This window comes from Streptomyces sp. NPDC107765 (assembly GCF_055657085.1).
On sequence record NZ_JBVKBL010000007.1, the window covers coordinates 290,446 to 313,176 of the forward strand.

Below are 22,731 nucleotides of genomic sequence, written 5' to 3' on the forward strand. Positions count from 1 at the left end.
GATCAACCCTCCGCGCGCAGTGCCTCCACCGAGCCGCCCCGGGCGGTCAGGGACTCGCCGCCCTTGACGATCGACACCTGGGGCGCCGGTCCCACCGGCTCGGCGGCGGCGGCCGACGCGTCCCCCGGCGGCTCCTCGCCGGCCGGGACGGCCCGCTCCTCGCCGGCCGGGACCACCCGCTCCGGCAGCAGGGCCAGGACGGCCTGCCGGTGCGCCTCGCCGGTCGCCTCGTCCAACGGGTCGGGGGTCGCCGGCACCTGCAGCCGCAGCACCTCGGCGGTCCCCAGCCGCACGTAGCCGCGCCCCGGCGGCACGCTCGCCGTCGGCGTGGTGTGCGGTGGCGCCCCGAGCACCGCCCGCACCTCCTCCGCCGTGGCGGACCCGAGCACCACCCGCGCCTTGGTGTGCGACCGCACGGCCTCGCCGAGCAGCTCGGCGTTCTCGAACTGCTCCGCCACGACCACCGTCACCTGGGCCGCCCGGCCGTGCCGCAGCGGCACCTGCAGCCACCGCTGGGGATCCTCCCGGCCCTCCGCGGACGCGAGGTGGGTCAGTGCCGACGGCCGGTCCACCAGGATCCACAGCGGCCGCCGGACCTCCTCCGGTACGGGCCGGCCGGCCTGCCGCGCGCGGTTCGCGGTGACCAGCCGCCGCTCGGTCTCCTGCGCGGCCCACTCCAGCGCCGTCAGCGCCCCGGCCAGTCCGCTCTCCACGCCCCGCACGCCCCGGCGGCCGGCCAGGCAGCCGAACTCACCGGCGCCGCCGCCGTCCACGACCAGCAACTCGCCGTGCTGCAGCGCCTGCAGCGCGATCGAGCGCAGCAGCGTCGTACTGCCGGCGCCCGGCGGCCCCATGACCAGCAGATGCGGCTCCGTGGAGCGCTGGCCGGTGCGCCACACCACCGGGGGCGCGTCGCGGGTCCCCCCGTCGCCGTCGACCGGCAGCGTCCGCCGCACGGCGTCGGCATCGGTGAACCCGAGCACCGTCTCACCCGGCGAGGTGACGAAGCGCTGCGCGGCGATGTCGGTCGGCAGCGCGGCGAGCGCGGTCACGGTCAGCTGGTTGGTCAGCTCGTCCCAGGCGAAGTGGTACTCCCGGCCGCGGCCGGCCTTGGCGTACAGCACCTGCTCGATGCGGACCCGGGACTGGTCCTCACCATCGGTGAAGTACGGGGGGTACTTCAGCCGGAGCCGCGCCAGCCGCCCGTCGTCGAAGGCGTACTCGGGGAAGACCCCCGTCCAGTCGCCGCCGGGCGCGTAGAGCGGACTCGGGTCGCCCTCGACGGCCAGATACGGCACCAGCGCCTCGTACAGCGCCCGCAGCCGCTCGGTCTCCGCCTCACTGGGGCCGGTCTCCACCGGGACGCGTTCCCGCCCCGCCCAGGCCCCCGCGATCATCGTCGCGATCAGCGCCAGCAGCGGCCCGTACGGCACCAGCGCCACGATCAGCACGCACGCGCCGATGAAGAACAGCGCCGGTCCGCGCTGCTCCTTGGGCGTCTCGGCCCACCGTCCCCGGCCGGCCACCGCCAGCCGGCGCAGGCCCCGGCCGATGGTGATCAGCGGGTGGAACACGTCCGAGGCGCCGTCGGCGGCGCTGCGCGCGAGATCGCGCCCGCGCAGGAGCGACACGCTCTGCGTCACACGGGCGAGGGGTACGCGGTCGGTCAGGACGCGGGGCAGAGGACGCCGGGCCACATCGTCTCCAGGTGCTCGTGCGGTGGTCGGAGGAGCTCGGTCGGGCGGCGGGCCGGGGGCGGGCGGCGCGTGGCGACCGGCCCGCACCCTGGCCGCTGATCGGAAGGGACCCCAACGGGGCCCCAGGGGGCCACCCCGGGGGAGGCGCCTCTAAAGCTTGATCCCCCCGAGGAGGCTCGCCAGGCTCGCCCCGCCGGCCTTGATGCTCGGCGCGATGGCGGAGCTCGCGAGATAGAACCCGAAGAGCGCCGAGACCAGCGCGTGGGACAACTTGAGGCCGTCTTTGCGGAAGAACAGGAAGACGATGACACCGAGCAGGACGACGCCGGAAATGGACAGAATCATGGGGTGTTCTCTCCTGGGTGGTGGGGACGGTCACCTTGAGTTCTTCCAGCCTCACAGGTCGCATCAAGCCACAAGAAGCCGCAAACGGGTGATTTGTCGTTGAAATTCCCTATATGGGCGCAGCTTCAGGGTGTGTCGCCCCGGCGTGTCCGTCACCGCCGCCCGGCCGGGCCCCTCCGTACACCCCGGCCCGTCGCGAACCGCCCCCGCCGACCCGGCACAATCGTGGGGTGCCGAAGTCCAAGAAGAAGCCGGCCGGCCCGCCGCGCCGCCCCGCCGCCGTGACCCCCGCCGCGCCCTGCCCCTGCGGCCGCGCCGCCACCTACGGCGACTGCTGCGCCCCCTTCCACCAGGGCGCCGCCACCGCCCCGACCGCGGAGCGGCTGATGCGCTCGCGGTACAGCGCCTTCGCCGTCGGCGACACCGGCTACCTGCTGCGCACCTGGCACCCGTCCACCCGGCCGGCCGCCCTCGACCTCGAACCGGCGCAGCGCTGGACGGGGCTGGAGATCCTCGGGACCACCGGCGGCAGCGCCTTCCACACCGAGGGCACGGTGGAATTCCGCGCGCACCACACCCTGCACGGCCACGCCGACAGCCAGCACGAGCACAGCCGCTTCGTCCGTCAGGACGGCGCCTGGGTCTACCTCGACGCGCTCCCGGACGCCTGAGGAACCCGCGGAGTCAGTCGATGCCGCGACGCCGCAGCTGGTCGATCTCCCGGCGGTCGCGCTTGGTGGGACGCCCGGTGCCGCGGTCGCGGAGGCCCATCAGCGGGATCTCCTCGCGCGGCGGGGGCGGCGGGCTGTTGTCGACGAAGCACTCCGCGGCGACGGCCGCGCCCACCCGCTTGCGCACCAGCCGCGAGACCACCACGATCCGCTCCCGGCCGGCGTGCCGCAGCCGCACCTCGTCGCCGCTGCGCACGGCGTGCGCCGGCTTCACCCGCTCGCCGTTGACCCGTACGTGTCCCGCCCGGCAGGCCGCCGCGGCCAGCGAACGGGTCTTGGTGAGCCGCACGGACCAGATCCAGCTGTCGATACGGGTGGTCCCCTCGTCTGAAGCCATACCGAAACTCTAGAACGGGCGGGGGAGGAGGAAAGCGCGCGGCCGGGGCCCGCCAGGGACGGACCTAGCCGGACTTCTTGGCCGAGCCCCTTTTGGCGGTGCTTTTCTGCGCGGCGCTCTTCTTGGCCGCGCTTTTGCCCGCCGTGCTCTTCGCCGTCGTATGTTTCGTCGTCGCGCTTTTCGCCGCTCCCGTCTTCGGCGCCGTGCTTTTCTTCGCCGCGCTCTTCTCCGGGGCGGACTTCGCCGTGGACTTCGCCGCCGTGGATTTCTTGGCGGCGGCCTTCTTCGCCGGCGCCTTCTTGGCCGTGGCCTTCTCCGCCGGCCTCCGCCCCCGTATCGGTGTCACGGACGCCGACTCCGCCTCGCCCTCCGCGGTGTCCGTCCGCCCTTCCCGCGCCGCCCGCACGCTCTTCTCCAGCGCCGCGGTCAGATCGAAGACCCGGGCGGACGGCCCCGGGGCGGCGGGAGCGACCGGTTCCTCGCCCTCCAGCTTGGCCGCGACCAGCTCCTCCACGGCCTCCCGGTACTCGTCGTGGAGTTCGGCCGGGTCCAGCTCACCCAGGGAATCCATCAGGGTCTCGGCCAGCGACAGCTCGTTCTCGCGGACCTGCACGGCCTCGGGAGCCACGCCGGCGGCCGGCCGGATCTGGTCGGGCCACAGCAGCGCATGCATCACGATCGCCCCCTCGTACGCGCGCAGCATCGCCAGCGACTCCCGGCCGCGCATCGCCACCTTGCCGATCGCGACCTTCCGGTGGTGCTCCAGCGCTTCCCGCAGCAGGGCGTACGGCTTGGTGGCGGCCGCCCCGTTGGGGCCCAGGTAGTACGCCTTGTCCAACTGGAGCGGGTCGATCTCGCCGGGGTCGACGAAGGACAGGATCGTCAGCGTCTTGGACGTCGGCATCGGCAGTCGCGACAGTTCGTCGTCGCTGACCGGCACGATGATGTCGTCGCCCGGCGGCTGGTAGCCCTTGCCCACCTCTTCGTTCGGGACTTCCTCACCATCGAGCTCGCAGATCTTGCGGTACTGGATCTGCGCACCGTCCTTTTCGTGAATACGGACGAAAGAGACGGACGAGGTTCGGTCCGTGGCGCTGTACGTCTTCACGGGGATGGTGACCAGTCCGAAGGAAATTGACCCATTCCAGATAGAACGCATATTTCATCCCTTGTGTGGGATTCTCATCGTATGTCGCCGATCACCATGGTGGAGGGGCGGCGCCTCTCGCTGACCAACCTGGACAAGGTCCTCTATCCGGAGACCGGCACCACCAAGGGTGAGGTGCTGCACTACTGCACCACCACCGCGGACGCGCTGCTCGCGCACCTGCGGGACCGGCCGCTGTCCTTCCTGCGCTATCCCGACGGGCCCGACGGCCAGCGCTTCTTCACCAAGAACGTGCCGCCCGGCACGCCCTCCTGGGTGAAGACCTGCGAGGTCCCCCATTCGACGTCCGGACCCACCCGGCAGGTCGTGATCGACGGCCTCGCCGCCCTCGTCTGGGCCGCGAACCTGGTCGTCGAACTGCACACCCCGCAATGGACGTGCCGCGCGCCCGGCATCGCCGACCGGCTGGTGTTCGACCTGGACCCCGGTGAGCCCGCCACCATCGTGGAGTGCTGCCTGGCGGCCCGGTGGCTGCACGCCCGGCTGGGCGCCGACGGCCTGGACGTACACGCCAAGACCAGCGGCTCCAAGGGGCTGCACCTCATCGTGCCCATCGAACCGGCCCCCTCCGAACGGGTCACCGCCTACGCCCGGCACCTCGCCGTCGAGGCCGCCCGGGCCCTGCCCGACCTCGTCGTCCACAAGATGACCAAGTCGCTGCGCCCGGGGAAGGTCTTCATCGACTTCTCGCAGAACTCCGCCGCCAAGACCACCGCCGTCGCCTACACCCTGCGCGCCCGCGCCACCCCCACCGTCTCCACCCCCGTCACCTGGGACGAGGTGGCCGACTGCACCGACCCGGCCCAACTCACCTTCCTCTTCAGCGACATCGCCCCCCGCTGCGCCGCCCACGGCGATCTGCTCGCCCCGCTCCTCGACCCCGACCGCGCCCGACCGCTGCCGGGAGCGGCATAGATTGTCCCCATGATCGAGGGGACATCGGACGACACCAAGCAACTGCGCGTGACCGGCCGGGAGATGACCGCCGGCGAGGCGACCACGGGGGAACAGGAACCCGCGGGCGGGCTGGCCCGCTCCTCGCTCCTGATGGCGGTGGGGACCGTGGCGTCCCGCGCCACCGGAGTGTTCCGGCAGGGCCTCCAGGCGGCCGCGCTCGGCACCGGACTGCTCGCCACCACCTACAACACCGCCAACGTCGTCCCGATGAGCCTCTACACCCTGCTGATCGGCGGCGCCCTCAACTCCGTGCTCGTACCGCAGCTGGTCCGGGCCCGGGCCGAGCACCCGGACGGCGGCCGGGCCCACGAACAGCGGCTGGTCACCCTCGTCCTCAGCGTGCTCGCGGTGGGCACCCTGCTCTCGGTGTGGGCCGCCCCGCAGATCGTCGCGCTCTACACCCCCGACACACCCCGGACCCACGCCGCCTTCGCGCTCACCGTCGTCTTCGCCCGCTTCCTGCTCCCGCAGATCTTCTTCTACGGGCTCTTCTTCATCCTCGGCCAGGTCCTCAACGCCCGCAGCAAGTTCGGCGCGATGATGTGGACGCCGGTCCTCAACAACGTCGTGCTGATCACGATGTTCGGCCTCTACCTCGGGCTGCTGGCCGGTCCCGACCGGATCGAGGACATCACCCCCGGCCAGATCGACCTGCTCGGCCTCGCCACCACCGGCGGCATCGCCCTGCAGGCCCTGGCCCTGGTCCCGTTCGTGCGCGCGGCCGGCTTCCGCTTCCGCCCGCGCTTCGACTGGCGGGGCAGCGGCCTCGGCAAGAGCATCGCGGCGGCCCGCTGGACCCTGCTGTTCGTGCTCGCCAACCTGGCCGCGATGACCGTCGTCACGCACTACGCCGGCGCCGCCGACCGGCAACTCCCCACCGCGGGCGTCGGATACACCGCCTACAGCTACGCCCAGACCATCTGGACACTGCCGCAGTCGATCGTGACCGTCTCACTGGTGACGGCCCTGCTGCCCCGGATGAGCCGGGCGGTCGCCGAACACCGCCTGGACGACCTGCGCAACGACCTCTCCCGGGCCCTGCGCGTCAGCGGCGTGCTCATCGTCCCGGCCGCCTTCTTCTTCGTCGCGCTCGGCCCGCAGACCGCCCAACTGCTGTTCGCCCACGGCTCGGTGAACGCCGACTCGGCCGCACCCGCCGGCCACATGCTGCAGGCGTTCGGCCTCGGCCTGATCCCGTTCTCCGCCCAGTACCTGCTGCTGCGCGGCTTCTACGCCTTCGAGGACACCCGCACGCCGTTCTGGACGGGCGCCGGCATCGCCGCCCTCAACATCGCCCTGGCCACCGCCTGCCACCTGCTGCTGCCGGCCCGCTGGGCGGTCACCGGCATGGCCGCCGCCTACACCGTCGCGTACGGGGCCGGACTGCTGCTCACCGCACTGCTGCTGCGCCGGCGCCTCTCCGGGCGCCTCGACGGCCGCCGGCTGTGCCGCACCTACGGCAAGCTGACCGGCGCCGCCGCCGTGGCCGGCGCGGTGGCCTGGGCCGTGGCCCGGGCGTGCTCCGGGGCCCCCGTCCCGCACCTCTGGGTCCCCGTCCTGGCGCTGGCCGCCGGCGGCCTCAGCATGGCCCTGCTCTTCCTGGCACTCGCCCGGCTCCTCAAGGTCACCGAACTGCGCACCGTGCCCGGCCTGCGCTGAACCGCGGACCGGTCGCTCACCTCGCGCCGGCCGGTCACACGGCGGCCCGCCGGGCCCAGGACGCCCGGCCGGCCGCCTCGATCCAGCCGATGACGGCCCGGACCGTGGCGTCGCCCAGCCCCGCGATCTCCGCGACCGCGACCGCGTCCCCGGCGTCCGCCGCGATGCCGGCGGCGGTCAGCGCGGCCCGGAGGTCCGGTCGCCGATGATCGGGCAGTGCCACCGGGCCCTGCAGCCGCTCCTCGGGACGCGGCGGCGGCAGCGGCCGGCCATCGGCCCGCCAGGGCCCGCCCGGCACCCGGTCCTCCGGGCGGGGCGGCGGCAGCCGCAGATCGAGCGGCAGCGCGAGGGTGTCCAGACGGTCCTCGGCGCGCGGCGGGGCGAGCGTGTACTCCGGTGCCGCGCCGTACGGCGGGGGAGTGGGACGGTCGAGCGGCATCGGGACCTCCACGGCTCGTGGGAACGGATCAGCTCCGACAATCCTCCGGAAGCCGCGAATGCCCCGCCTGGTTGCGGCGCACGCACGGATTCACCCGATGGGACCACGCGGAACCGGCCGGTCTGGTTAGGGTGACCCGATGCCGTTCACCGACGCACCGGCGCCGCCGGATCCGTACTGGAACCACAACGTGCATTACCACCGGCTGGTGCTGGACGCGGTGCCGGACGGCTGTGCGCGGGCGCTGGACGTCGGCTGCGGTGACGGCCTGCTGGTCCGCAAACTCGCCCGGCGGATCGGCGAGGTGACCGGCGTGGACCGCTCCGCCGCGATGCTGCGGCAGGCCCGCGAGAGCAGTGCCGCAGCCACCAACGTCACCTTTGTGGCCGCCGACTTCATGGCGGACGGTGCCCTGCCGGGCGGCTACGACCTCGTCACGGCCGTGGCCGTCATCCACCACACGGAATTCGCCGCCGCGGCCCGTCGCCTGACCGGTCTGCTGGCGCCCGGCGGCCGTCTCGTCATCCTCGGACTGGCGGCCAACAAAACCCCCTGGGACTGGCTCGTCAGCGGCGCCGGCCTCCCCGCCGCCCGCATCCAGGCCCGCCGCCACGGCGGCAAGTCCGGGCCGCCCGGCATGCCGGTCGTGGACAGCACCATGACGTGGGGCGAGGTCCGGCGCGCCGCCCGCACCTGCCTGCCGGGCAGCCGGTACCGGCGTCATCTGCTGTGGCGCTATTCGCTGGTGTGGGACAAACCGCGGGGCTGAGGCCGCGATGTGACGCCGCGATGTGAGCCGGTTCCCCCAACCGGAGGTCCGTCACCGCACCCGACACCCACCCAGCCCGCCGCAGGCGCAACAGGGAGCAACCCCGACGGCGGGAGAGACGGGTACGCGCGGCGCGCCGCAAAGCGCAACGGCGAGCGAGCCCCGCGGCGGGACAGCCAGGTACGTGGGAAGTCACCAGATGGCGTAGGCCAACCAGCGCCCCGCCCCCGTCGTTCTTAGCGTGGCCTCATGTCGAGCGCGAGATGGGTCCCCGTCAGAGCCGTGGCCGTCGCGGCCGTTTGTGCCGCCGGATTGCTGGTCGTGCCCGCTCCGGCGCTGGCCACCGGTGCGTGCCGGAGTGTGCGGGCCGACGGCCCGTACGGCGTCGACGATCTGCGGGCCGGGGCCCGCCCCGCGGCCGATGCCGGGAACCGGCTGGACCGGCGTGGAGTGCAGTTCGTGGCCCGGCGGGACGTACCGGAGCCGCCGAAGGTCTCCGCGCTGTCGTGGATGGTGACGGACCTGGGGAGCCGCAAGGTGCTGGCCGCCAAGGACGCCCATCGGCCGCTGCCGCCCGCCAGTACGCTCAAGACGCTGTTCGCGCTGACCGTGCTGCCGAAGTTCTCCCAGGGGACGGTGCACACCGTCTCCATGGAGGACCTGGCCGGCATCGAGGCGGGCAGCTCGATGGCCGGGCTCCAGGAGGAGGTGCCGTACCACGTCGCCGACCTGTGGCACGGCGTCTTCCTCAGCTCCGGCAGCGACGCGGTGCACACCCTGGCCGCCATGAACGGTGGCTGGAACAAGACCATCGACGACATGCAGGAGACCGCGCGCCGCCTCGGCGCCCGCGACACCCGGGTGGAGTCCGCGGACGGCTTCGACACCCCGGGGCAGGTCTCCTCCGCCTACGACCTGTCGCTCTTCGGGCAGGCCGGGCTGACCAACCCCGACTTCGCGGAGTTCGCCGCCACGAAACGGGCCCAACTCCCGCAGGGCGGCGGCCCGGACGCGTTCGGCATCCAGAACACCAACCGGCTGCTGGTCGGCTCGCACGGCGTACGCCCGTACGAGGGACTGATCGGAGTGAAGAACGGCTACACGACGCACGCCGGCAACACCCTCGTCGCGGCCGCCCGGCGGGACGGCCGGACGCTGCTGGTCACCGTGATGAACCCGCAGTCCGGCGCCTCGAACGCGGTCTACGAGGAGACCCGGGCGCTGTTGGACTGGGGCTTCGAGGTGGCTCCGCGCGCCGCCGCGGTGGCCATGCTGCCGGGCGTCGCCCCGGGCTGGCGGGACGCCGGGGCCGGGCACGTCGCCCACCGGCCGGCATCGCTGCAGCCCCTGCACGTGGCCGGTGCCCCGGGGGGCGAGGACGGCGCGGGACGCCGGCGGTGGCTGCTGACGTCGGCCGCGGCCGTCGGGGTGATCGCGGCCGCCGGGCTCGGCACCGGGCTGTGGTGGCGGCGCCGCAAGCCGTCCCCGGCCACGGAAACGGCGGCCGGGAAGGACCCGGAAGCAGGTCCGGAAGCGGGTGTGGAAGCCGGTGTGGAAGCCGGTGTGGAAACGGCTGCGGATCGGCAGGGCCCCTGACGCCGAGCGCCGAGCGCCGAACGCCGGGCGTCGGGCGTCGGACGTCGGAGGGTCCTTCGGTCAGTGCTTGTAAACGTTCACGTCTCCCGGCTCGCTCTCCAGGGCTGCGCGGTCGAGTTTCAGCATGACGACGAAGAAGGTCCCGCCCGCGAGGAGCAGACCGACCACGATCAGGGCGGGGACCAGAGCCTCGGCCGGTGACACCAGCATCACCAGCGAGGCGACCGACCACAGCAGTGCGCAGACCGCGACCGGCAGCTCGAACCGGCCGAGGTCGAACGCGCCCTTCGTGCGGCTCAGTCGGCGGCGCACCGCCAGGTAGAGGACGGTGGTCGCGCCGTAGATGATCGCCGGGAGGATCGTCGACGCCGTGATCAGCTGCAGGAGTGCGGCGCCCGGCAGCGCGACCATCAGGACGATGCCCACGGCGAAGATCAGGATCGTCGCCGGGACGGGGGTGTGCGTGCGCGGGCTGACCCGGCGCATCAGCCGATGGGCGGGGAAGCGGGCGTCACGGGACATCGCGAAGACGATGCGTGAGCAGGCGGTCATCACCACCATCCCGGCGCCGAAGAACGCGACCGTGATCGCGATCAGGAGGGTTCGCTCCATCGCCGGCCCCAGCTGCTCACGCATGATGGCCGCCACCGGGGACTCGCTCGCGGTGATGCGTGGGATGTCCTCGATCGCGACGGTGAGGCAGATCAGGAACACGATGCCCAGCACGCCGGCGGCCACGACGGATCCCACGATCGCGCGCGGAACGCTGCGCAGGGGGTCCTTGGCCTCTTCCGCCAGGTTCGCCGCGGAGTCGAAGCCGACGAGCGTGGCGAGACCCATGATCATCGCGATCATCAATCCGCCGCCGACCTCGAAGTAGTGGGGGGCGTTCACGGTGACGCCGCGTGAGAGGAGGTTGCCGGCCGCGCCGTGGCCGGTGACCGCCACGGCGATGGCGAGGGCGAGCGCCAGCACCACGACCAGCCCCAGTTCGAGTCCCACGGCGCCCGCGTTGATCACGCTGACGAGGCGCGTCGAGGCCACCACGAGCACGGCCTGGACGAGCAGCACCGCGAGCGTGATCAGGCGTGCGGTCCCTTCGTCCGGTGCGATGCCGGCGAGTGGCATGAACGCCTGGCTCGCGAGCGCGTTGTCGATCGCCACCACCGCGATCGCCAGATAGCAGAAGGTCAGCCAGCCGAAACCCCAGCCGATCTTCGGGTTGGCCAGCCGCGAGGCCCACTGGTAGGAGGAGCCGCTCAGGGGGATGCGGCCGGCGAGCTGCGCCACCACCAGCGCCACCAGCACCTGTCCCACGGTCGCGACGACCCACAGCCAGATCCCTACCGGCCCCGCGTTCTGCAGCACGTCGTCGTAGGTCGAGAAGACCCCGACCGCCACCGAGATGAACGCGAACGAGATCGCGAACACCTGGAAGGAGCCGAGCGTCCGCTTCAGCTCCTGCTCGTAGCCCCCGCGTTCGACGGACCCCTCGCCGTCCTGCGCGTCCGTCGAAGCTTCCGCCACCTCGGCCACCTCGTCTTCGCTCGTGCCCCTTCGACTCCGAGCGCCTGAGGGGTCCTCGACCAACGGGCTCATTCTCATCAGATCGGCCTGTTCCACCCACATATGACACGTTCGGCACCGGTCCATGCCTCCGAGATCGGGCCGTCCGGAGGCGTGAGGCCGTGCCTTTCGTCAGGCACCCGGGCGGCCTCGCCGGTTTCGTACGGGTATCCGATAGGTCAGGTATACGGAGGACAGGGGATGGCCCTGGCCCGGTGAAGGGCGACGCGTCCGTCACGGACCTGCCGCCCGCCGGGCGTTGCTCGGTGTAGCGTCCTGAACAGCTGTCGTGGTTCCGAAGTACCGGGCGCCCGTGTCGCATTCACGGGCGTTCTTGCTGTGCGTGTGCGTGTGCGGTGCGTCTCCGGACCCAAGGCGATCACCTCCGGGTGCCGCAAGTCGCGGGACCCGATCCGAGCCCCTTGAACGAAGGAGACAGGTATGGCTTCCGGCACCGTGAAGTGGTTCAACTCCGAGAAAGGCTTCGGCTTCATCGCCCAGGACGGCGGTGGCGCCGACGTCTTCGCGCACTACTCCAACATCGACGCCACCGGCTACCGCGAGCTCCAGGAGGGCCAGAAGGTGACGTTCGAGGTCACCCAGGGCCACAAGGGCCCGCAGGCGGAGAAGATCCGGCTGGCCTGAGCCGTCCGCAGCACGCGGCAAGGGGCGCCCGTTCCCGTCCGGGGGCGGGCGCCCCTTCGCGTCCGGAGGTGCCCGCCGCCTTATGGGCGGCGGTCGTTGAGGATCTTCTGGAACAGCCGGTGGTCGCGCCAGGCGCCGTTGATGTGCAGATAGTTCTCGGCCGTGCCGAACGCGGTGAAACCGCACTTCAGCAGCGTGCGCTGGGACGCGAGGTTGTCGACCAGGGTGCCCGCCTGGACGCGGTGCAGGCCCAGCTCGGCATCGGCCGCGGCGCAGACCGCGGTGACCGCGGCCGAGGCCAGGCCGCGGCGCAGCTGGCCCGCGTCGATCCAGTAGCCCAGGTTGGCACTGCGGAACGGTCCCCGCACGATCCCGGTCAGGGTGATCGCACCGACGACCTCGGGCTCCCCGGCACCGTCGTCCGGCTGCCGCTCCAGCACCCACGGCATGGTCTGCCCGGCGTTCCGCTCGGCGAGCAGGCCGCGCAGCCGGGCCGCCTGGCCGTCGGTGGTGAAGAACGCGTCGGCCCGGTCCGGCTCCCAGCGGCAAAGATGGTCCCAGCTGCGCCGGTAGGACCGGGCGAGGCCGGCGGCGTCCTCGGCCGTGGCGGGGCGCAGCAGGACGTCAGGGGTCAGCCGGGCGGACGACGCGGAGATCATCCGCACAGCGTACGGGCGGGGCGGCGGCCCGGCACCGCCCTCGGGGGAACCCGTTCGGTCAGGTCCCCGGCGGCCGCTCCCGGCCCTGGTCGTTGCCGAGCTGCCCCTTGAGCTTGTCCTGTGCCGTGTCGACCGGCCCGGAGTACTTCCCCTGGGTCTTCTCGTCGAGCATGTCGCCGCCCTTGTCGACGCCCTTGCCGGCCTGCTCCTCGTGCCCCTTCAGCAGCTGCTTGAGCTTGTCCATCACGGACATGGTGTGACCTCCTCGGGACGGCCCCCGCCCCTCCAGGATCTCCCCCACTCAGGTGATCTGCATCCGCGCGCCCCGAGTCAGGAACCGCTCGGAACCGGGGCCTTCAGGTGGTCGCTGATGAACTTCAGGGAGCCGTCGGCCATGCCCTTCTGGTAGTCCCAGGCGTTGTGCCGGCCACCGGGTATGAGCTGCAGCGAGGTGTGGATCGGCCCCTTGCCGTAGGTAGTGCGGAACTTCTGGACGGGCAGGGTGACGGCTGCGGACTCCCGGGTCCCCACCTGAAAGGCGAGGTACACGTCCGGGCCGCCCTTCTGGAGCAGCCGGCGGGCAAGCTTTTCCGGGTCGTTGGCGTCCTTCTCCGCCTGGTGCCCGGCCCACATCGGGGAGTCCGGCACGATGTCCGGTCCGCTGGCGATCGCCGCCTTGAACTTGTCCGGGTGCTTCAGCACCGACTTCAGCCCGGCGAAGCCGCCCGAGGACGAGCCCATGAAGGCCCAGCCGTCGCGGGACCGGTAGGTGCGGAAGGTGGCCTTCGCCAGGTCCACCACGTCCTCCGTCAGCCAGGTGCCCATCTTCTGCCGGCCGGGTATGTCGCTGGCGTCGTGGTAGCGGGTGTCCGGGTTGAGCATCGGCATCACCACGATGAACGGCAGGCTCTTGCCCTCCGCGGTCCACCGGGTGAGGTTCTCCTGGAGCTTGATGTCGCCGCCGACCCAGTAGTTGGTGACGCCGTCGGCGTCCTGCGGGCTGCCCAGACCGCCCGGCAGGGCGATCAGCACCGGGAATCCGCTCTTGGCGTACTTCGGGTCCTGGTACTCCTTCGGTGCCCACACCCAGACGCTGCCGGTGACCCCGGACTTGCGGCCCTTGAGCGTGGTCCGGGCGATGTGCGTGCCGTCGTCCAGCGTCCGGGTGACCCGGAAGTCGCTCTTCGGGCCCGTCGGCATACGGGTGTCCGCGTCCACGGGTTTGACGGGCGCGGCCCCGTCGGGTTTGCCGCCGGCGTTGAAGTCGACCGGCTGCCCGGTCTCCGAGCAGCCGGTGAGCAGTGCGCAGGAAGCGACGAGGGCGGCCGCGAGCGCGACGGCGTAGGGGTGTTTCAACGGGGACTCCGGGGCGGTGGATCAACGGCACGTGCCCTTGCACGTGCTCATATAGAGGGAAAAGGGGTGGTGCGGGTTCCCTCGCGCCCGGCCGGCCGGACGATGCGGCGCGCGGCCCTGGCGCGGACCGGTTCACCCGAACGGCCCTACGCGCCCGGGTCGGTTCCGCAGCGGGCGCCGCGGGAGCGCTCGACGGGCACGGCACCGCGGTCCGGCCGAGAATGCAGCGGTGAGCGAAGAACACCGCAATGCCGAGGACCCCGCCCGCGCCGCACCGGGTGACGAGGAACGCCGGCTCGCCCGCAAGGCGCTGGCCGGCCGGGCGCGGGACGCGGCGGACCTGTCGATGCTGATGGACATGCTGGGCCTGGATCCGGCCGGGGACCCGGGCCGCGGCGCCGCGCACGCGCCGGCGGCGGACCACGGCCGCAGCCCGGGACGGGGGGCCCGGGCCGGCCGCGCCCGCTCCCTGCTGCGGCCGGATCGGGGGGACACGCCCTGATCCGTTCCCCGCCGCGACGACCGGCTACCGGGCGCCGCCCGCCCGGCGCAGTCGCAGCGTCACGATCTGGAACGGGCGCAGCCGCATCCGTACCGCGTTCCCCTCCCGGTCGAGCGCCGGACCGTCCTCCCACGGGCGCTCCAGCAGATCGGTGGCGACCGCGCCGGCCAGCTCGAACCCGGTGGTGAGGACGGAAGTGGCGCGCCCGCCGTGGGCCTCGTGGAGGCGGACGACCACATCGCCGCTCCCGTCGTCGGCGAGCTTCACCGCGGTCACCACCGTCGCGTCGTTGTCGACCGTGACCAGCGGCGGCACCGCGCCCGCACCGGTGATCCGGCGTTCCGGCAGATTGATGCGGTGGCCCTCGCGCACCGCCTCGGCCGGCCCCGCGCCGGGCACCAGCGCGTAGCGGAAACGGTGCCGGCCCTGGTCGGTCTCCGGGTCGGGGAAGCGCGGGGCGCGCAGCAGTGACAGCCGCACGGTCGTGGTGGTGCCGCGGTCGCCGTCGTCCCGGACGGTACGGCTCACGTCATGGCCGTAGACCGCGTCATTGACCAGCGCCACGCCCCAGCCCGGCTCCCCGACGTGCACGAACCGGTGCGCACACGCCTCGAACTTGGCCGCCTCCCAACTGGTGTTGGTGTGCGTGGGCCGGTACAGATGCCCGAACTGGGTCTCCGCGGCGTACCGTTCGGCGTGCACGTCCAGCGGGAACGCGGCCTTGAGGAACTTCTCCGTCTCGTGCCAGTCGACCTCGGTGTCGACGTCCAGCCGCCGCTGCCCGCGCGCCAGCGTCAGCTGCTGCGCCACCCGCGAGTCCCCGAACGTACGGGACACCCGCACCGTCGCGGCGTCCGGGCCCGCCGCGCCGAGGACCACCTCGTCCGCGTCCGTCAGGTCGGTGACCACATCGCGGTAGAACGCGTCCACGTCCCAGGCGTCCCACATGGTGGGGAAGTCGGGGTGGATCTGCAGCAGGTTCGCCGCCGTCCCGGGAGCCACCGTCTCGCGGCCGGCCGCCAGGTCGTACGCGGAGACCACCAGCCCGCGGCCGTCGATCCCGACCCGCAGCAGCCCGTTGGTGAGCGTGAAACCGCCGTCGTCGCGGGGCGCGACGGACACCTCCGGGCCCTCGGTCACCGGCGGTGCCAGCGCACCGGCCGCCACCCCGCCCCGGGCGTGCGGCGCGGAGTTCGCCACCAGGCCGGTGTCCCCGCGGCCGGCCAGTGCCGTCAGTGCGCCCGCGATCAGCCCCTCCAGCTCGGCGGCGACCGCCGCGTACGTCGCCGCCGCCTCCCGATGCACCCAGGCGATCGACGAACCGGGCAGGATGTCGTGGAACTGGTGGAGCAGCACCGTCTTCCAGAGGCGGTCCAACTCCTCGTACGGATACGGGTGCCCGCACCGCACGGCGGCGGTCGCCGACCAGAGCTCCGCCTCCCGCAGCAGCTGCTCACTGCGCCGGTTGCCGCGTTTGGTCCTCGCCTGGCTGGTCAGGGTCCCGCGGTGCAGCTCCAGATACAGCTCACCCACCCATACCGGCGCCTGCGGGTACTCCGCCTCCGCCCGCGCGAAGAAGTCCGCGGGCTTCTCCCACACCACCGTCGGTGACCCGTCCAGATCGCGCAGCCGCCGGGCCTTGGCGACCATCTCGCGGGTGGTGCCGCCGCCCCCGTCGCCCCAGCCGGTCGGCGCCAGCGAGTGCCGGGCCACCCCCTTGTCCTTGAAGTTCCGTACCGCGTGGGCGAGTTCACCGCCGGACAGCTGGCAGTTGTAGGTGTCCACCGGCGGGAAGTGGGTGAAGATCCGGGTGCCGTCGATGCCCTCCCAGCGGAAGGTGTGGTGCGGGAAGGAATTGACCTGGCTCCAGGAGATCTTCTGGGTCAGCAGCCACTTCGCGCCCGCCGCCCGGATGATCTGCGGCAGCCCGGCGGCGAAACCGAAGGTGTCCGGCAGCCACGCCTCCTCGTTCTCGACGCCGAACTCCTCCAGGAAGAACCGCTTGCCGTGCACGAACTGCCGGGCCATCGCCTCGGACCCCGGCATGTTGGTGTCCGACTCCACCCACATCCCGCCCGCCGGCACGAACCGGCCCTCCACCACGGCCTGCTTGACCCGGGCGTAGACCTCCGGCCGGTGCTCCTTGATCCAGGCGTACTGCTGCGCCTGCGACATGGCGTAGACGAACTCCGGCTCGTCCTCCAGCAGCGCCGTCATGTTCGACGTGGTCCGCGCCACCTTCCGGACCGTCTCGCGCAGCGGCCACAGCCACGCCGAGTCGATGTGGGCGTGCCCCACCGCGCTGATCCGGTGCGCCGAGGCCCCCGCGGGCGCCGCCAGCACCTCCCGCAGCTCCGAACGTGCCGCCCCGGCCGTCACGTTGACCTGCTGGAGATCCACCGCGTCCAGCGCCCGGCCGACCGCCCGCAGCACCTCCCAGCGCCGCGGGCCGTCCACCGGGAGCTCCGCCATCAGCTCGCCCAGCACCTCCAGGTCCTGGACGAGCTCCCACACCTCGGTGTCGAACACCGCCAGATCCATCCGCGCCAGCCGGTACTGCGGCGCACTGCCCGCGGTCTCCCGGTCGCCCAGCGGCGTGGGCAGGAACGGATGCACATCCAGGATCACCGGGTTGGACGCGGCCTCCAGATGCCACTCGACGCGTTCCCCGCCGCGCACCGGCGCCCCCACCCGCACCCACTGGTTCCGCGGGTTGAGCGCCTTGACCGGGCTGCCGTCCGGCCGGTGCACCAGCGCCTCGCACTGGAACCCCGGCATCCGCTCGTCGAAGCCGAGGTCCAGCACCGCCTCCACGGTCCGCCCGGCCCACTCGGCCGGCACCTGCCCGCGGACCCGGAACCAGGTCGTGCCCCACGGCGCGCCCCAGGCATCACCCACCTGCACCGGCGCGTGCGCGGCGGCCAGGCCCTCCGCCACGGGCACGGGCTCACCGGGCGCGACCCAGGCCGCGACCTCCAGGGGGACCGACTCGGGGTAGAGCGCCGGCCGGATGCGCTCGTCCAGGACCCGCTTGAGCCGGGCTTCGACCAGTGCGCGATCGTCATGCATGCGAGGGCTCCGTAGCGTCGGGAATCGAGGAGGTTCGGGCAGGAAGGACGGACGGTCACCAGGGGACATCGGTGCGGGCGGGCGCCGAGACCGTGAACAGTTCGTGCACCGCGCGCACCTCCAGCCGGGCGGCCGGCTCGTCCGCGGCCCGCCGCAGCCCGCTGACGTAGTACGCCGTGCCACAGGTCCCGCCGAGGAACTGCCGGGACCCGTCCGGGAAGCGGCGGTGGAGCTCGTAGTGGCGCACCGGCCCGGCGGCGCGCTCCCAGCGCAGCCGCAGGCCGAGCGCCCCGTCCGTGGTGGCGCGGCCGGTGACCCGCAGCCCGGCGGGCGCGGCCGGCGCCCCGGCGCGGTCATGGACCGCCAGCGCCCCCAGCCGCCAGGCCACCGCACCGCCGCCGCGGCCGGTCAGCCGCACCCCCAGCGCACGGACCGTCCCCGGGACCGGCGAACCGAGCCGCACGGTGTCGGTGCGCCAGCCGCCGCCCGGCTCCAGCGTGCCCGCCGGCAGGAAGGCGTACGGAGCGGACTCGCCCGGCGCCGGCGCGTCCCGCAGCGCCACCGCCACCTCGACGGTCACCGGCCCCGACGACGGATCGAGGCGATGGGTGAGGCCGACCACCGTCTCCGCACCGGCCGGCAGCCGCGCGGGGAACAGCTCCAGCGTCACCGGGCCGTCCGCCGCACCGCGCACCAGCAGACTGCTGCCGCCGCGCCAGGCCGCGGCGAAGTCCAGCGAGACCTCCGGGCGGGCGCCCGCGGTGCGCACCGCCCAGCGCCGCGGCGGCAGCACGTCCTGCAACCCGAGGTGGTTCCAGGGCGCGTCCGAGACCGCGCGCCCGTCCTCGTACCAGCGCAGCCCGTGCCCGGTGTTGAAGGTGGTGGCGAACGGCAGCGCGGTCAGCACCGACCGGTCCGCCACCACGGCGGCCGGCGCCCGCCAGCCGTCCCCCGCACCGCCCGGCACGGTCGGATCCAGGGCCTCACCCGACCAGAACCGGTCGTCCGCGGCATGGAACTCACCGGGCGTACGCCCCTCGGGCAGATGCGTCAGCGTCCACTCCGGACGGTAGAAGCCGTACGAGACGACGTGGTCGCGCCCGGCCGGGACGATCGCCTCCCAGTCCGTGCGGGTGTCCCAGCCGGCCGACTCGACATCCACCCCGGCCCACAACTCATAACGGCTGCGGCCCAGTCGACCGGCGAGACGGCCCGAGTCCGCGAGCGACCGGGCGGTCCAGCGGAAGTCGACGAACACCGAGTCGGCGACCGGCCCGGCGGCGTCCTGGAAGAACGGCCGGTTGAGGTCGTTCAACGCGCCCTGCCAGCCGACCTGCCCGGTCCGGTTCATCGCGTCGTACCAGGTGAGGCGCAGCCCGTGCCGGGCGCCCGCCGCGCGCAGCGCCCGCAGGAATCCCTGCATGTCGGCGGCGAGCGCGGCGTCCCCGCCGCCGGTCTCCGCGTTGACGAACCAGCCGTCGAAGCCGTACGCCGCGGCCACCTGCGCCAGCTTCGCGGCGAGCGGGAAGCGGCCGGCGCCGTCCTTCCGCACCAGGTCGCGGGTCCAGCGCAGCTGCCCGCCGTAGGCGGCCGGCGGCAGGAAGACGGTGCCCAGGACGGGCACGCCGTTGCGGTGCGCGGCGTCCACGACCGGGGCGTTCGGCGCGAGGATCAGGCCCTCGCCGGACGAGCCGCCCCAGAAGACCAGCTCGTCGAGGTACGCCCAGTGCGTCGGCGCGTACGTGTCCGCGGTCGCCGAGCCCTGCGAGGGATTGCCCGCGGTGGGGCCGAAGGCCGCCAGCGCGCTGATCCGGGCCTGTCCGGCACGGACCGAGGAGTTCGCCGGCACCGGCGTGAACCGCTCGGCGAGCGGCACCGTCGCCGTGTTGAACGGCAGGTCCCGGTCGGACCCGGGCGTCCACGCCGCGAGGCTGCGCCACACCACGCCGTCCCCGGGCGTGCCCTCGGGCAGCGAGGCGGGGAACCAGTACGACGCGTACGGCTGGAGCGGTTCCGCGGTGCGGTGCCGGCCGGCGGCCGCCGCACCACCCGTGACGGGCGGGCCGAACAGGGCGGCCGCGGCGCCCGCCCCGGCCAGCAGCACCCGACGGCGGGGGACGGGCAGCGGGCGGTGGGTCATGAGGTGCTCCTCCGGTACGGGACGGACGGCGGCCGGCGACGCGCGGCGCGGGCCGGGCCGCCGGACGCGCGCACCTCGTCGGGTGAAACGACCTCGGTGATGCCACGGGAGCCCACATGCTCCCGGTCCTCGGCGAGTTCGGCCAGTACGAGGGCCGGCCGGGCGCCCTGGGCGGCCAGCTCCGCCCATGCCTCGAAGACCGGTCCGCCGGGCGCGCACACCGACCGGTGCGGCGCCGCGTCGGCCCCGCCCACGTCCACCACCAGCGCGCAGCTCCGCACCGGCGGCCGGTGCTCCCGTCCGCGCCACTCGGCGGCCAGCGCCGCCAGCGCCCGCCCGGCCGGCTTGACCGTACGGTCGGTGCGGAGCAGCCCGAGCCCGTACTCCAGCTCCGGGAAGTCCGCCAGCGACCGGGACACGTCGTGCGAACACCACCAGGTGACGCCCCACAGATCCGGGCAGTCCAGGACGGCCGCGACGGTCGCCGCGGTGAAGTCCGCCGCCCGCTCCGCGGGGATGTGCGGTGCCGGCGCGCCGACCTCCTGGAGCCACACCGGGCGGTGCGGGTCGCTCGCCCACGCCTTGGACAGCTCGACGAGATAGGCGGCGTGCTGCTCGGTGGCGGTGCCCGCCGGCCCGTGGCGCTGCGCGGTGCCGTTGAACACCCACGAGTGCACGGCCGTCACGGCACCCAGCCGGGCCGCCTGCGCCGGGGTGAACGGATGGCCGTCGCGGTACCAGGCGGCGTCGTACGCGGCGTGCAGATGCATACGGCCCGGCGCGCCGCGCTCGCAGGCCGCCAGCATCCGCTCCAGCCAGGCCGTGGCCTCCGTGCCGGTGAGGTGGTCCGGGTCCGGGTGCGGGCCGTCGGAGAACTGGTTGATCTCGTTGCCGAGCGTCATCCCGAGGAAGTGGGGACGGTCCGCGAGCGCGGCCGCCAGCGCGCGCAGGTACTCCTCCTGGCCCGCCAGGACCTCCGGGTCGGTGAAGAGGTTGCGGCGGTGCCAGGTCCGCGTCCAGGCGGGCAGGAAGTCGAAGCTGGACAGATGCCCCTGCAGCCCGTCGACGGCGACATCGAGCCCGCGCTCGGCCGCCGCGTCCGCGAGCTGCACCAGCTGCTCCACGGCGCGCGGCCGGATCAGCGCCCGGTTCGGCTGGAACAGCGGCCAGAGCGGGAAGACCCGGATGTGGTCCAGGCCGAGCGAGGCGACGGAGTCGAGGTCCGCGCGCACCGCGTCGAGGTCGAAGTCCAGCCAGTGGTGGAACCAGCCCTGGGTGGGCGTGTAGTTGACGCCGAATCGCATGGGACTCCTGTGGGGTCGAAGGTGGCGGAAGGACGTCCGGGCCGGCGGGTTCAGCCCTTGACGGCGCCCTCGCCGACACCGCGGAAGAAGGAGCGCTGGAGGCAGGCGAAGAGCACGATCAGCGGGAGCACGGCGATGACGGTGCCGGCCGCCACCAGCCGCTGGTTGTCGGCGAAGGTGCCGTGCAGGAAGTTCAGGCCGATGGTCAGGGTGAACTTCGACTGGTCGCTCAGCACGATCAGCGGCCACAGGAAGTCGTCCCAGGCCCCCATGAAGGCGAAGATCGCCACCACCGCCAGGGTGCCCCGCACCGACGGCAGCGCGATCCGCACGAACCGCTGCCAGGCGTTGGCACCGTCGACGAACGCCGCCTCCTCCACCTCGTACGGCAGCGCCGCGAAGGCATTGCGCATCAGCAGCACGTTCATCGCGCCGATGCAGCCCGGCAGCACCACCCCGAGCAGGGTGTTGTTGAGCTGCAGTGACCGCAGGGTCACGAACTGGGCGATCATGATGCTCTCGACCGGGACCAGCATCGCCATGAGGAAGACCACCAGCGCGGCCCGGCGGCCCCGGAAGCGCAGCCGGGCCAGCGCATAGCCGGCGAGCGCCGCGCCCACGCAGTTGGTGAGCACATTGGCGGTCGCGACCTTCAGGGAGTTCAGGGCGAAGTCCCAGACCGGGATGATCCGGGTGACGCCCGCGTAGTTCGCCAGCGTCACCTGATGCGGGAGAAGGCTCGGCGGATAGCGGTAGATGTCCTCACCGGGGCCCTTGAGGGAGGTGGACAGCTGCCAGAGGAACGGCCCGACGGTCAGCGCCAGTACGGCGAGCAGCAGCGCGTAGCGCAGCGCCGACTGCCACCGCGGCGGCCGCCGCCCGGTGCGCCCGTACCGCGGCGCGGCCGCGCTCATGCCCCCTCCTTGCGGTTCGCGCGCAGCACCAGCAGCATCAGCCCCAGGGTGATCACGAACACCACGACGGACAGCGCCGAGGCATAGCCGACCCGGCCGGACAGGCCGGTGCCGGCCTGCTGGACGAGCATCACCAGCGTGGTGTCCTCGCCGCCGGGCCCGCCGGTCGGGCCGGCCATCAGATAGACCTCGGAGAACACCTTGAACGCGCTGACCGACGAGAGCGCGGCCACCAGCACCATCGTGGAACGCAGCGCGGGCACCGTCACGGTCAGGAAGCGGCGCACCGCGCCGGCCCCGTCGACCGCACAGGCCTCGTGCAGCTCCCCGGGGACGTTGGCCAGCGCCGCCAGATAAATGATCATGTAGTAGCCGAGGCCCTTCCAGACGGTGACCGCCATGGCGCTGAGCAGCAGCAGCCACGGATCGCTGAGGAAGTGGGCGGTCCCGAAGCCCAGCCCCTCCAGCAGCGCGTTGATCAGCCCCCGGTCGTCCAGCAGCCACACCCAGATCAGCGACACCACCACGACGGAGGCGACCACCGGGGTGTAGAACGCGGCCCGGAAGAAGGCGATCCCGGGAATCTGCCGCTGCACCAGCATCGCCAGCAGCAGCGGCAGGATCACCAGCAGCGGTACGACCCCGAGGACGTAGAGCACGCTGTTGCGCAGCCCGGTCCAGAACATCGCGTCGTGGATCAGCTCGCGGTAATTCGCGCCCCCGACGAACTGCCCCGCGGTGAGCGTGCGGGCATCGGTGAAGGAATGCGCCACCGTGCTGAGGAACGGATACAGACCGAAGGCGAGGGCGATCAGCAGTCCGGGGGCGAGGAACAGCCAGGGACTCGCGGAACGGTGCCTTTTCACGGCGGCCCGGGC

At 73.1% G+C, this 22,731-nt stretch carries 21 protein-coding genes; 7 read left to right on the plus strand and 14 right to left on the minus strand.

What is annotated here, in order from left to right; genetic code table 11:
• Positions 1–2: 2 nt before the first annotated feature.
• Complete coding sequence (locus tag ACZ7MX_RS19555) at positions 3–1,697, minus strand: hypothetical protein (RefSeq protein ID WP_472133717.1); 1,695 nt, start codon at positions 1,695–1,697, stop codon at positions 3–5.
• Between the two features lie 150 nt (positions 1,698–1,847).
• The gene (locus tag ACZ7MX_RS19560) at positions 1,848–2,042 is read right to left on the minus strand and encodes a hypothetical protein (RefSeq protein ID WP_030412631.1); all 195 of its coding nucleotides are present in this window, start codon (positions 2,040–2,042) and stop codon (positions 1,848–1,850) included.
• Between the two features lie 230 nt (positions 2,043–2,272).
• On the opposite strand from ACZ7MX_RS19560, the gene ACZ7MX_RS19565 reads away from it, so the two are divergent.
• Positions 2,273–2,713: a YchJ family protein gene (locus ACZ7MX_RS19565; RefSeq protein WP_472133719.1), complete on the plus strand. Its 441-nt coding sequence runs from the start codon at positions 2,273–2,275 to the stop codon at positions 2,711–2,713.
• A 13-nt stretch (positions 2,714–2,726) separates the two neighbouring features.
• On the opposite strand, the gene ACZ7MX_RS19570 is transcribed toward ACZ7MX_RS19565, so the two are convergent.
• Together ACZ7MX_RS19570 and ku are read right to left on the minus strand one after the other, a co-directional pair.
• Positions 2,727–3,110 (minus strand): RNA-binding S4 domain-containing protein, encoded by a 384-nt coding sequence (locus ACZ7MX_RS19570; RefSeq protein ID WP_472133721.1) that lies wholly within the window; start codon positions 3,108–3,110, stop codon positions 2,727–2,729.
• A gap of 64 nt (positions 3,111–3,174) precedes the next feature.
• A complete protein-coding gene (gene ku, locus ACZ7MX_RS19575; protein WP_472133722.1) occupies positions 3,175–4,269 on the minus strand; it encodes a non-homologous end joining protein Ku in 1,095 nt (364 codons plus the stop codon).
• A 30-nt stretch (positions 4,270–4,299) separates the two neighbouring features.
• Between ku and ligD the strand changes: the two genes are divergently transcribed.
• Positions 4,300–5,193, plus strand: a complete 894-nt coding sequence (ligD, locus tag ACZ7MX_RS19580; RefSeq protein ID WP_472133724.1) for a non-homologous end-joining DNA ligase — start codon at positions 4,300–4,302, stop codon at positions 5,191–5,193.
• Positions 5,194–5,256: 63 nt separating this feature from the next.
• Positions 5,257–6,894, plus strand: coding sequence for a murein biosynthesis integral membrane protein MurJ (murJ, locus tag ACZ7MX_RS19585; protein ID WP_472133984.1), 1,638 nt, complete (start codon positions 5,257–5,259; stop codon positions 6,892–6,894).
• A 34-nt stretch (positions 6,895–6,928) separates the two neighbouring features.
• On the opposite strand, the gene ACZ7MX_RS19590 is transcribed toward murJ, so the two are convergent.
• Positions 6,929–7,333, minus strand: coding sequence for a hypothetical protein (locus tag ACZ7MX_RS19590; RefSeq protein WP_472133725.1), 405 nt, complete (start codon positions 7,331–7,333; stop codon positions 6,929–6,931).
• Between the two features lie 139 nt (positions 7,334–7,472).
• On the opposite strand from ACZ7MX_RS19590, the gene ACZ7MX_RS19595 reads away from it, so the two are divergent.
• Positions 7,473–8,102 carry a class I SAM-dependent methyltransferase gene (locus ACZ7MX_RS19595; RefSeq protein ID WP_472133727.1) on the plus strand — a complete coding sequence of 210 codons (630 nt, stop codon included), beginning with the start codon at positions 7,473–7,475 and terminating at the stop codon, positions 8,100–8,102.
• Between the two features lie 249 nt (positions 8,103–8,351).
• Positions 8,352–9,698 carry a D-alanyl-D-alanine carboxypeptidase family protein gene (locus tag ACZ7MX_RS19600; RefSeq protein ID WP_472133730.1) on the plus strand — a complete coding sequence of 449 codons (1,347 nt, stop codon included), beginning with the start codon at positions 8,352–8,354 and terminating at the stop codon, positions 9,696–9,698.
• Positions 9,699–9,758: 60 nt separating this feature from the next.
• Here the strand turns inward: ACZ7MX_RS19600 and ACZ7MX_RS19605 are convergent, their stop codons facing one another.
• Positions 9,759–11,225 carry an APC family permease gene (locus ACZ7MX_RS19605; RefSeq protein WP_472133732.1) on the minus strand — a complete coding sequence of 489 codons (1,467 nt, stop codon included), beginning with the start codon at positions 11,223–11,225 and terminating at the stop codon, positions 9,759–9,761.
• 480 nt (positions 11,226–11,705) lie between these two features.
• Between ACZ7MX_RS19605 and ACZ7MX_RS19610 the strand changes: the two genes are divergently transcribed.
• Complete coding sequence (locus ACZ7MX_RS19610; RefSeq protein WP_030416471.1) at positions 11,706–11,909, plus strand: cold-shock protein; 204 nt, start codon at positions 11,706–11,708, stop codon at positions 11,907–11,909.
• Positions 11,910–11,989: 80 nt separating this feature from the next.
• Here the strand turns inward: ACZ7MX_RS19610 and ACZ7MX_RS19615 are convergent, their stop codons facing one another.
• The 3 genes from ACZ7MX_RS19615 to ACZ7MX_RS19625 form a co-directional block, all read right to left on the minus strand.
• Complete coding sequence (locus ACZ7MX_RS19615; protein ID WP_472133734.1) at positions 11,990–12,568, minus strand: GNAT family N-acetyltransferase; 579 nt, start codon at positions 12,566–12,568, stop codon at positions 11,990–11,992.
• A 58-nt stretch (positions 12,569–12,626) separates the two neighbouring features.
• Positions 12,627–12,821 (minus strand): antitoxin, encoded by a 195-nt coding sequence (locus tag ACZ7MX_RS19620; protein WP_472133736.1) that lies wholly within the window; start codon positions 12,819–12,821, stop codon positions 12,627–12,629.
• A 77-nt stretch (positions 12,822–12,898) separates the two neighbouring features.
• On the minus strand, positions 12,899–13,924 hold the full coding sequence (locus ACZ7MX_RS19625) for an alpha/beta hydrolase (protein WP_472133738.1): 1,026 nt from the start codon (positions 13,922–13,924) through the stop codon (positions 12,899–12,901).
• Between the two features lie 229 nt (positions 13,925–14,153).
• Between ACZ7MX_RS19625 and ACZ7MX_RS19630 the strand changes: the two genes are divergently transcribed.
• Positions 14,154–14,426, plus strand: coding sequence for a hypothetical protein (locus ACZ7MX_RS19630; protein WP_472133740.1), 273 nt, complete (start codon positions 14,154–14,156; stop codon positions 14,424–14,426).
• Between the two features lie 24 nt (positions 14,427–14,450).
• Here the strand turns inward: ACZ7MX_RS19630 and ACZ7MX_RS19635 are convergent, their stop codons facing one another.
• Genes ACZ7MX_RS19635 through ACZ7MX_RS19655 form a run of 5 tightly spaced genes read right to left on the minus strand, consistent with a single transcriptional unit; the run spans position 14,451 to position 22,719 of the window.
• Positions 14,451–17,495 carry an alpha-mannosidase gene (locus tag ACZ7MX_RS19635; protein WP_472133741.1) on the minus strand — a complete coding sequence of 1,015 codons (3,045 nt, stop codon included), beginning with the start codon at positions 17,493–17,495 and terminating at the stop codon, positions 14,451–14,453.
• Positions 17,496–17,550: 55 nt separating this feature from the next.
• On the minus strand, positions 17,551–19,635 hold the full coding sequence (locus tag ACZ7MX_RS19640; protein WP_472133743.1) for an endo-beta-N-acetylglucosaminidase: 2,085 nt from the start codon (positions 19,633–19,635) through the stop codon (positions 17,551–17,553).
• Positions 19,632–20,939 carry a glycoside hydrolase 5 family protein gene (locus ACZ7MX_RS19645; RefSeq protein ID WP_472133745.1) on the minus strand — a complete coding sequence of 436 codons (1,308 nt, stop codon included), beginning with the start codon at positions 20,937–20,939 and terminating at the stop codon, positions 19,632–19,634. Before ACZ7MX_RS19645 ends, ACZ7MX_RS19640 begins: the two co-directional genes overlap by 4 nt.
• 50 nt (positions 20,940–20,989) lie before the next feature.
• A complete protein-coding gene (locus tag ACZ7MX_RS19650; RefSeq protein WP_472133747.1) occupies positions 20,990–21,853 on the minus strand; it encodes a carbohydrate ABC transporter permease in 864 nt (287 codons plus the stop codon).
• Positions 21,850–22,719, minus strand: a complete 870-nt coding sequence (locus tag ACZ7MX_RS19655) for a carbohydrate ABC transporter permease (RefSeq protein WP_472133750.1) — start codon at positions 22,717–22,719, stop codon at positions 21,850–21,852. Before ACZ7MX_RS19655 ends, ACZ7MX_RS19650 begins: the two co-directional genes overlap by 4 nt.
• Positions 22,720–22,731: the final 12 nt, after the last annotated feature.

Coding starts and splice junctions, on each gene's coding strand:
- ACZ7MX_RS19595 (WP_472133727.1), top strand. CDS start 7,473: ATGCCGTTCACCGACGCACCGGCGCCGCCGGATCCGTACTGGAACCAC.
- ACZ7MX_RS19650 (WP_472133747.1), bottom strand. CDS start 21,853: ATGAGCGCGGCCGCGCCGCGGTACGGGCGCACCGGGCGGCGGCCGCCG.
- ku (WP_472133722.1), bottom strand. CDS start 4,269: ATGCGTTCTATCTGGAATGGGTCAATTTCCTTCGGACTGGTCACCATC.
- ACZ7MX_RS19570 (WP_472133721.1), bottom strand. CDS start 3,110: ATGGCTTCAGACGAGGGGACCACCCGTATCGACAGCTGGATCTGGTCC.
- ACZ7MX_RS19600 (WP_472133730.1), top strand. CDS start 8,352: ATGTCGAGCGCGAGATGGGTCCCCGTCAGAGCCGTGGCCGTCGCGGCC.
- murJ (WP_472133984.1), top strand. CDS start 5,257: ATGACCGCCGGCGAGGCGACCACGGGGGAACAGGAACCCGCGGGCGGG.
- ACZ7MX_RS19560 (WP_030412631.1), bottom strand. CDS start 2,042: ATGATTCTGTCCATTTCCGGCGTCGTCCTGCTCGGTGTCATCGTCTTC.
- ACZ7MX_RS19620 (WP_472133736.1), bottom strand. CDS start 12,821: ATGTCCGTGATGGACAAGCTCAAGCAGCTGCTGAAGGGGCACGAGGAG.
- ligD (WP_472133724.1), top strand. CDS start 4,300: ATGTCGCCGATCACCATGGTGGAGGGGCGGCGCCTCTCGCTGACCAAC.
- ACZ7MX_RS19610 (WP_030416471.1), top strand. CDS start 11,706: ATGGCTTCCGGCACCGTGAAGTGGTTCAACTCCGAGAAAGGCTTCGGC.
- ACZ7MX_RS19590 (WP_472133725.1), bottom strand. CDS start 7,333: ATGCCGCTCGACCGTCCCACTCCCCCGCCGTACGGCGCGGCACCGGAG.
- ACZ7MX_RS19615 (WP_472133734.1), bottom strand. CDS start 12,568: ATGATCTCCGCGTCGTCCGCCCGGCTGACCCCTGACGTCCTGCTGCGC.
- ACZ7MX_RS19635 (WP_472133741.1), bottom strand. CDS start 17,495: ATGCATGACGATCGCGCACTGGTCGAAGCCCGGCTCAAGCGGGTCCTG.
- ACZ7MX_RS19645 (WP_472133745.1), bottom strand. CDS start 20,939: ATGCGATTCGGCGTCAACTACACGCCCACCCAGGGCTGGTTCCACCAC.
- ACZ7MX_RS19640 (WP_472133743.1), bottom strand. CDS start 19,635: ATGACCCACCGCCCGCTGCCCGTCCCCCGCCGTCGGGTGCTGCTGGCC.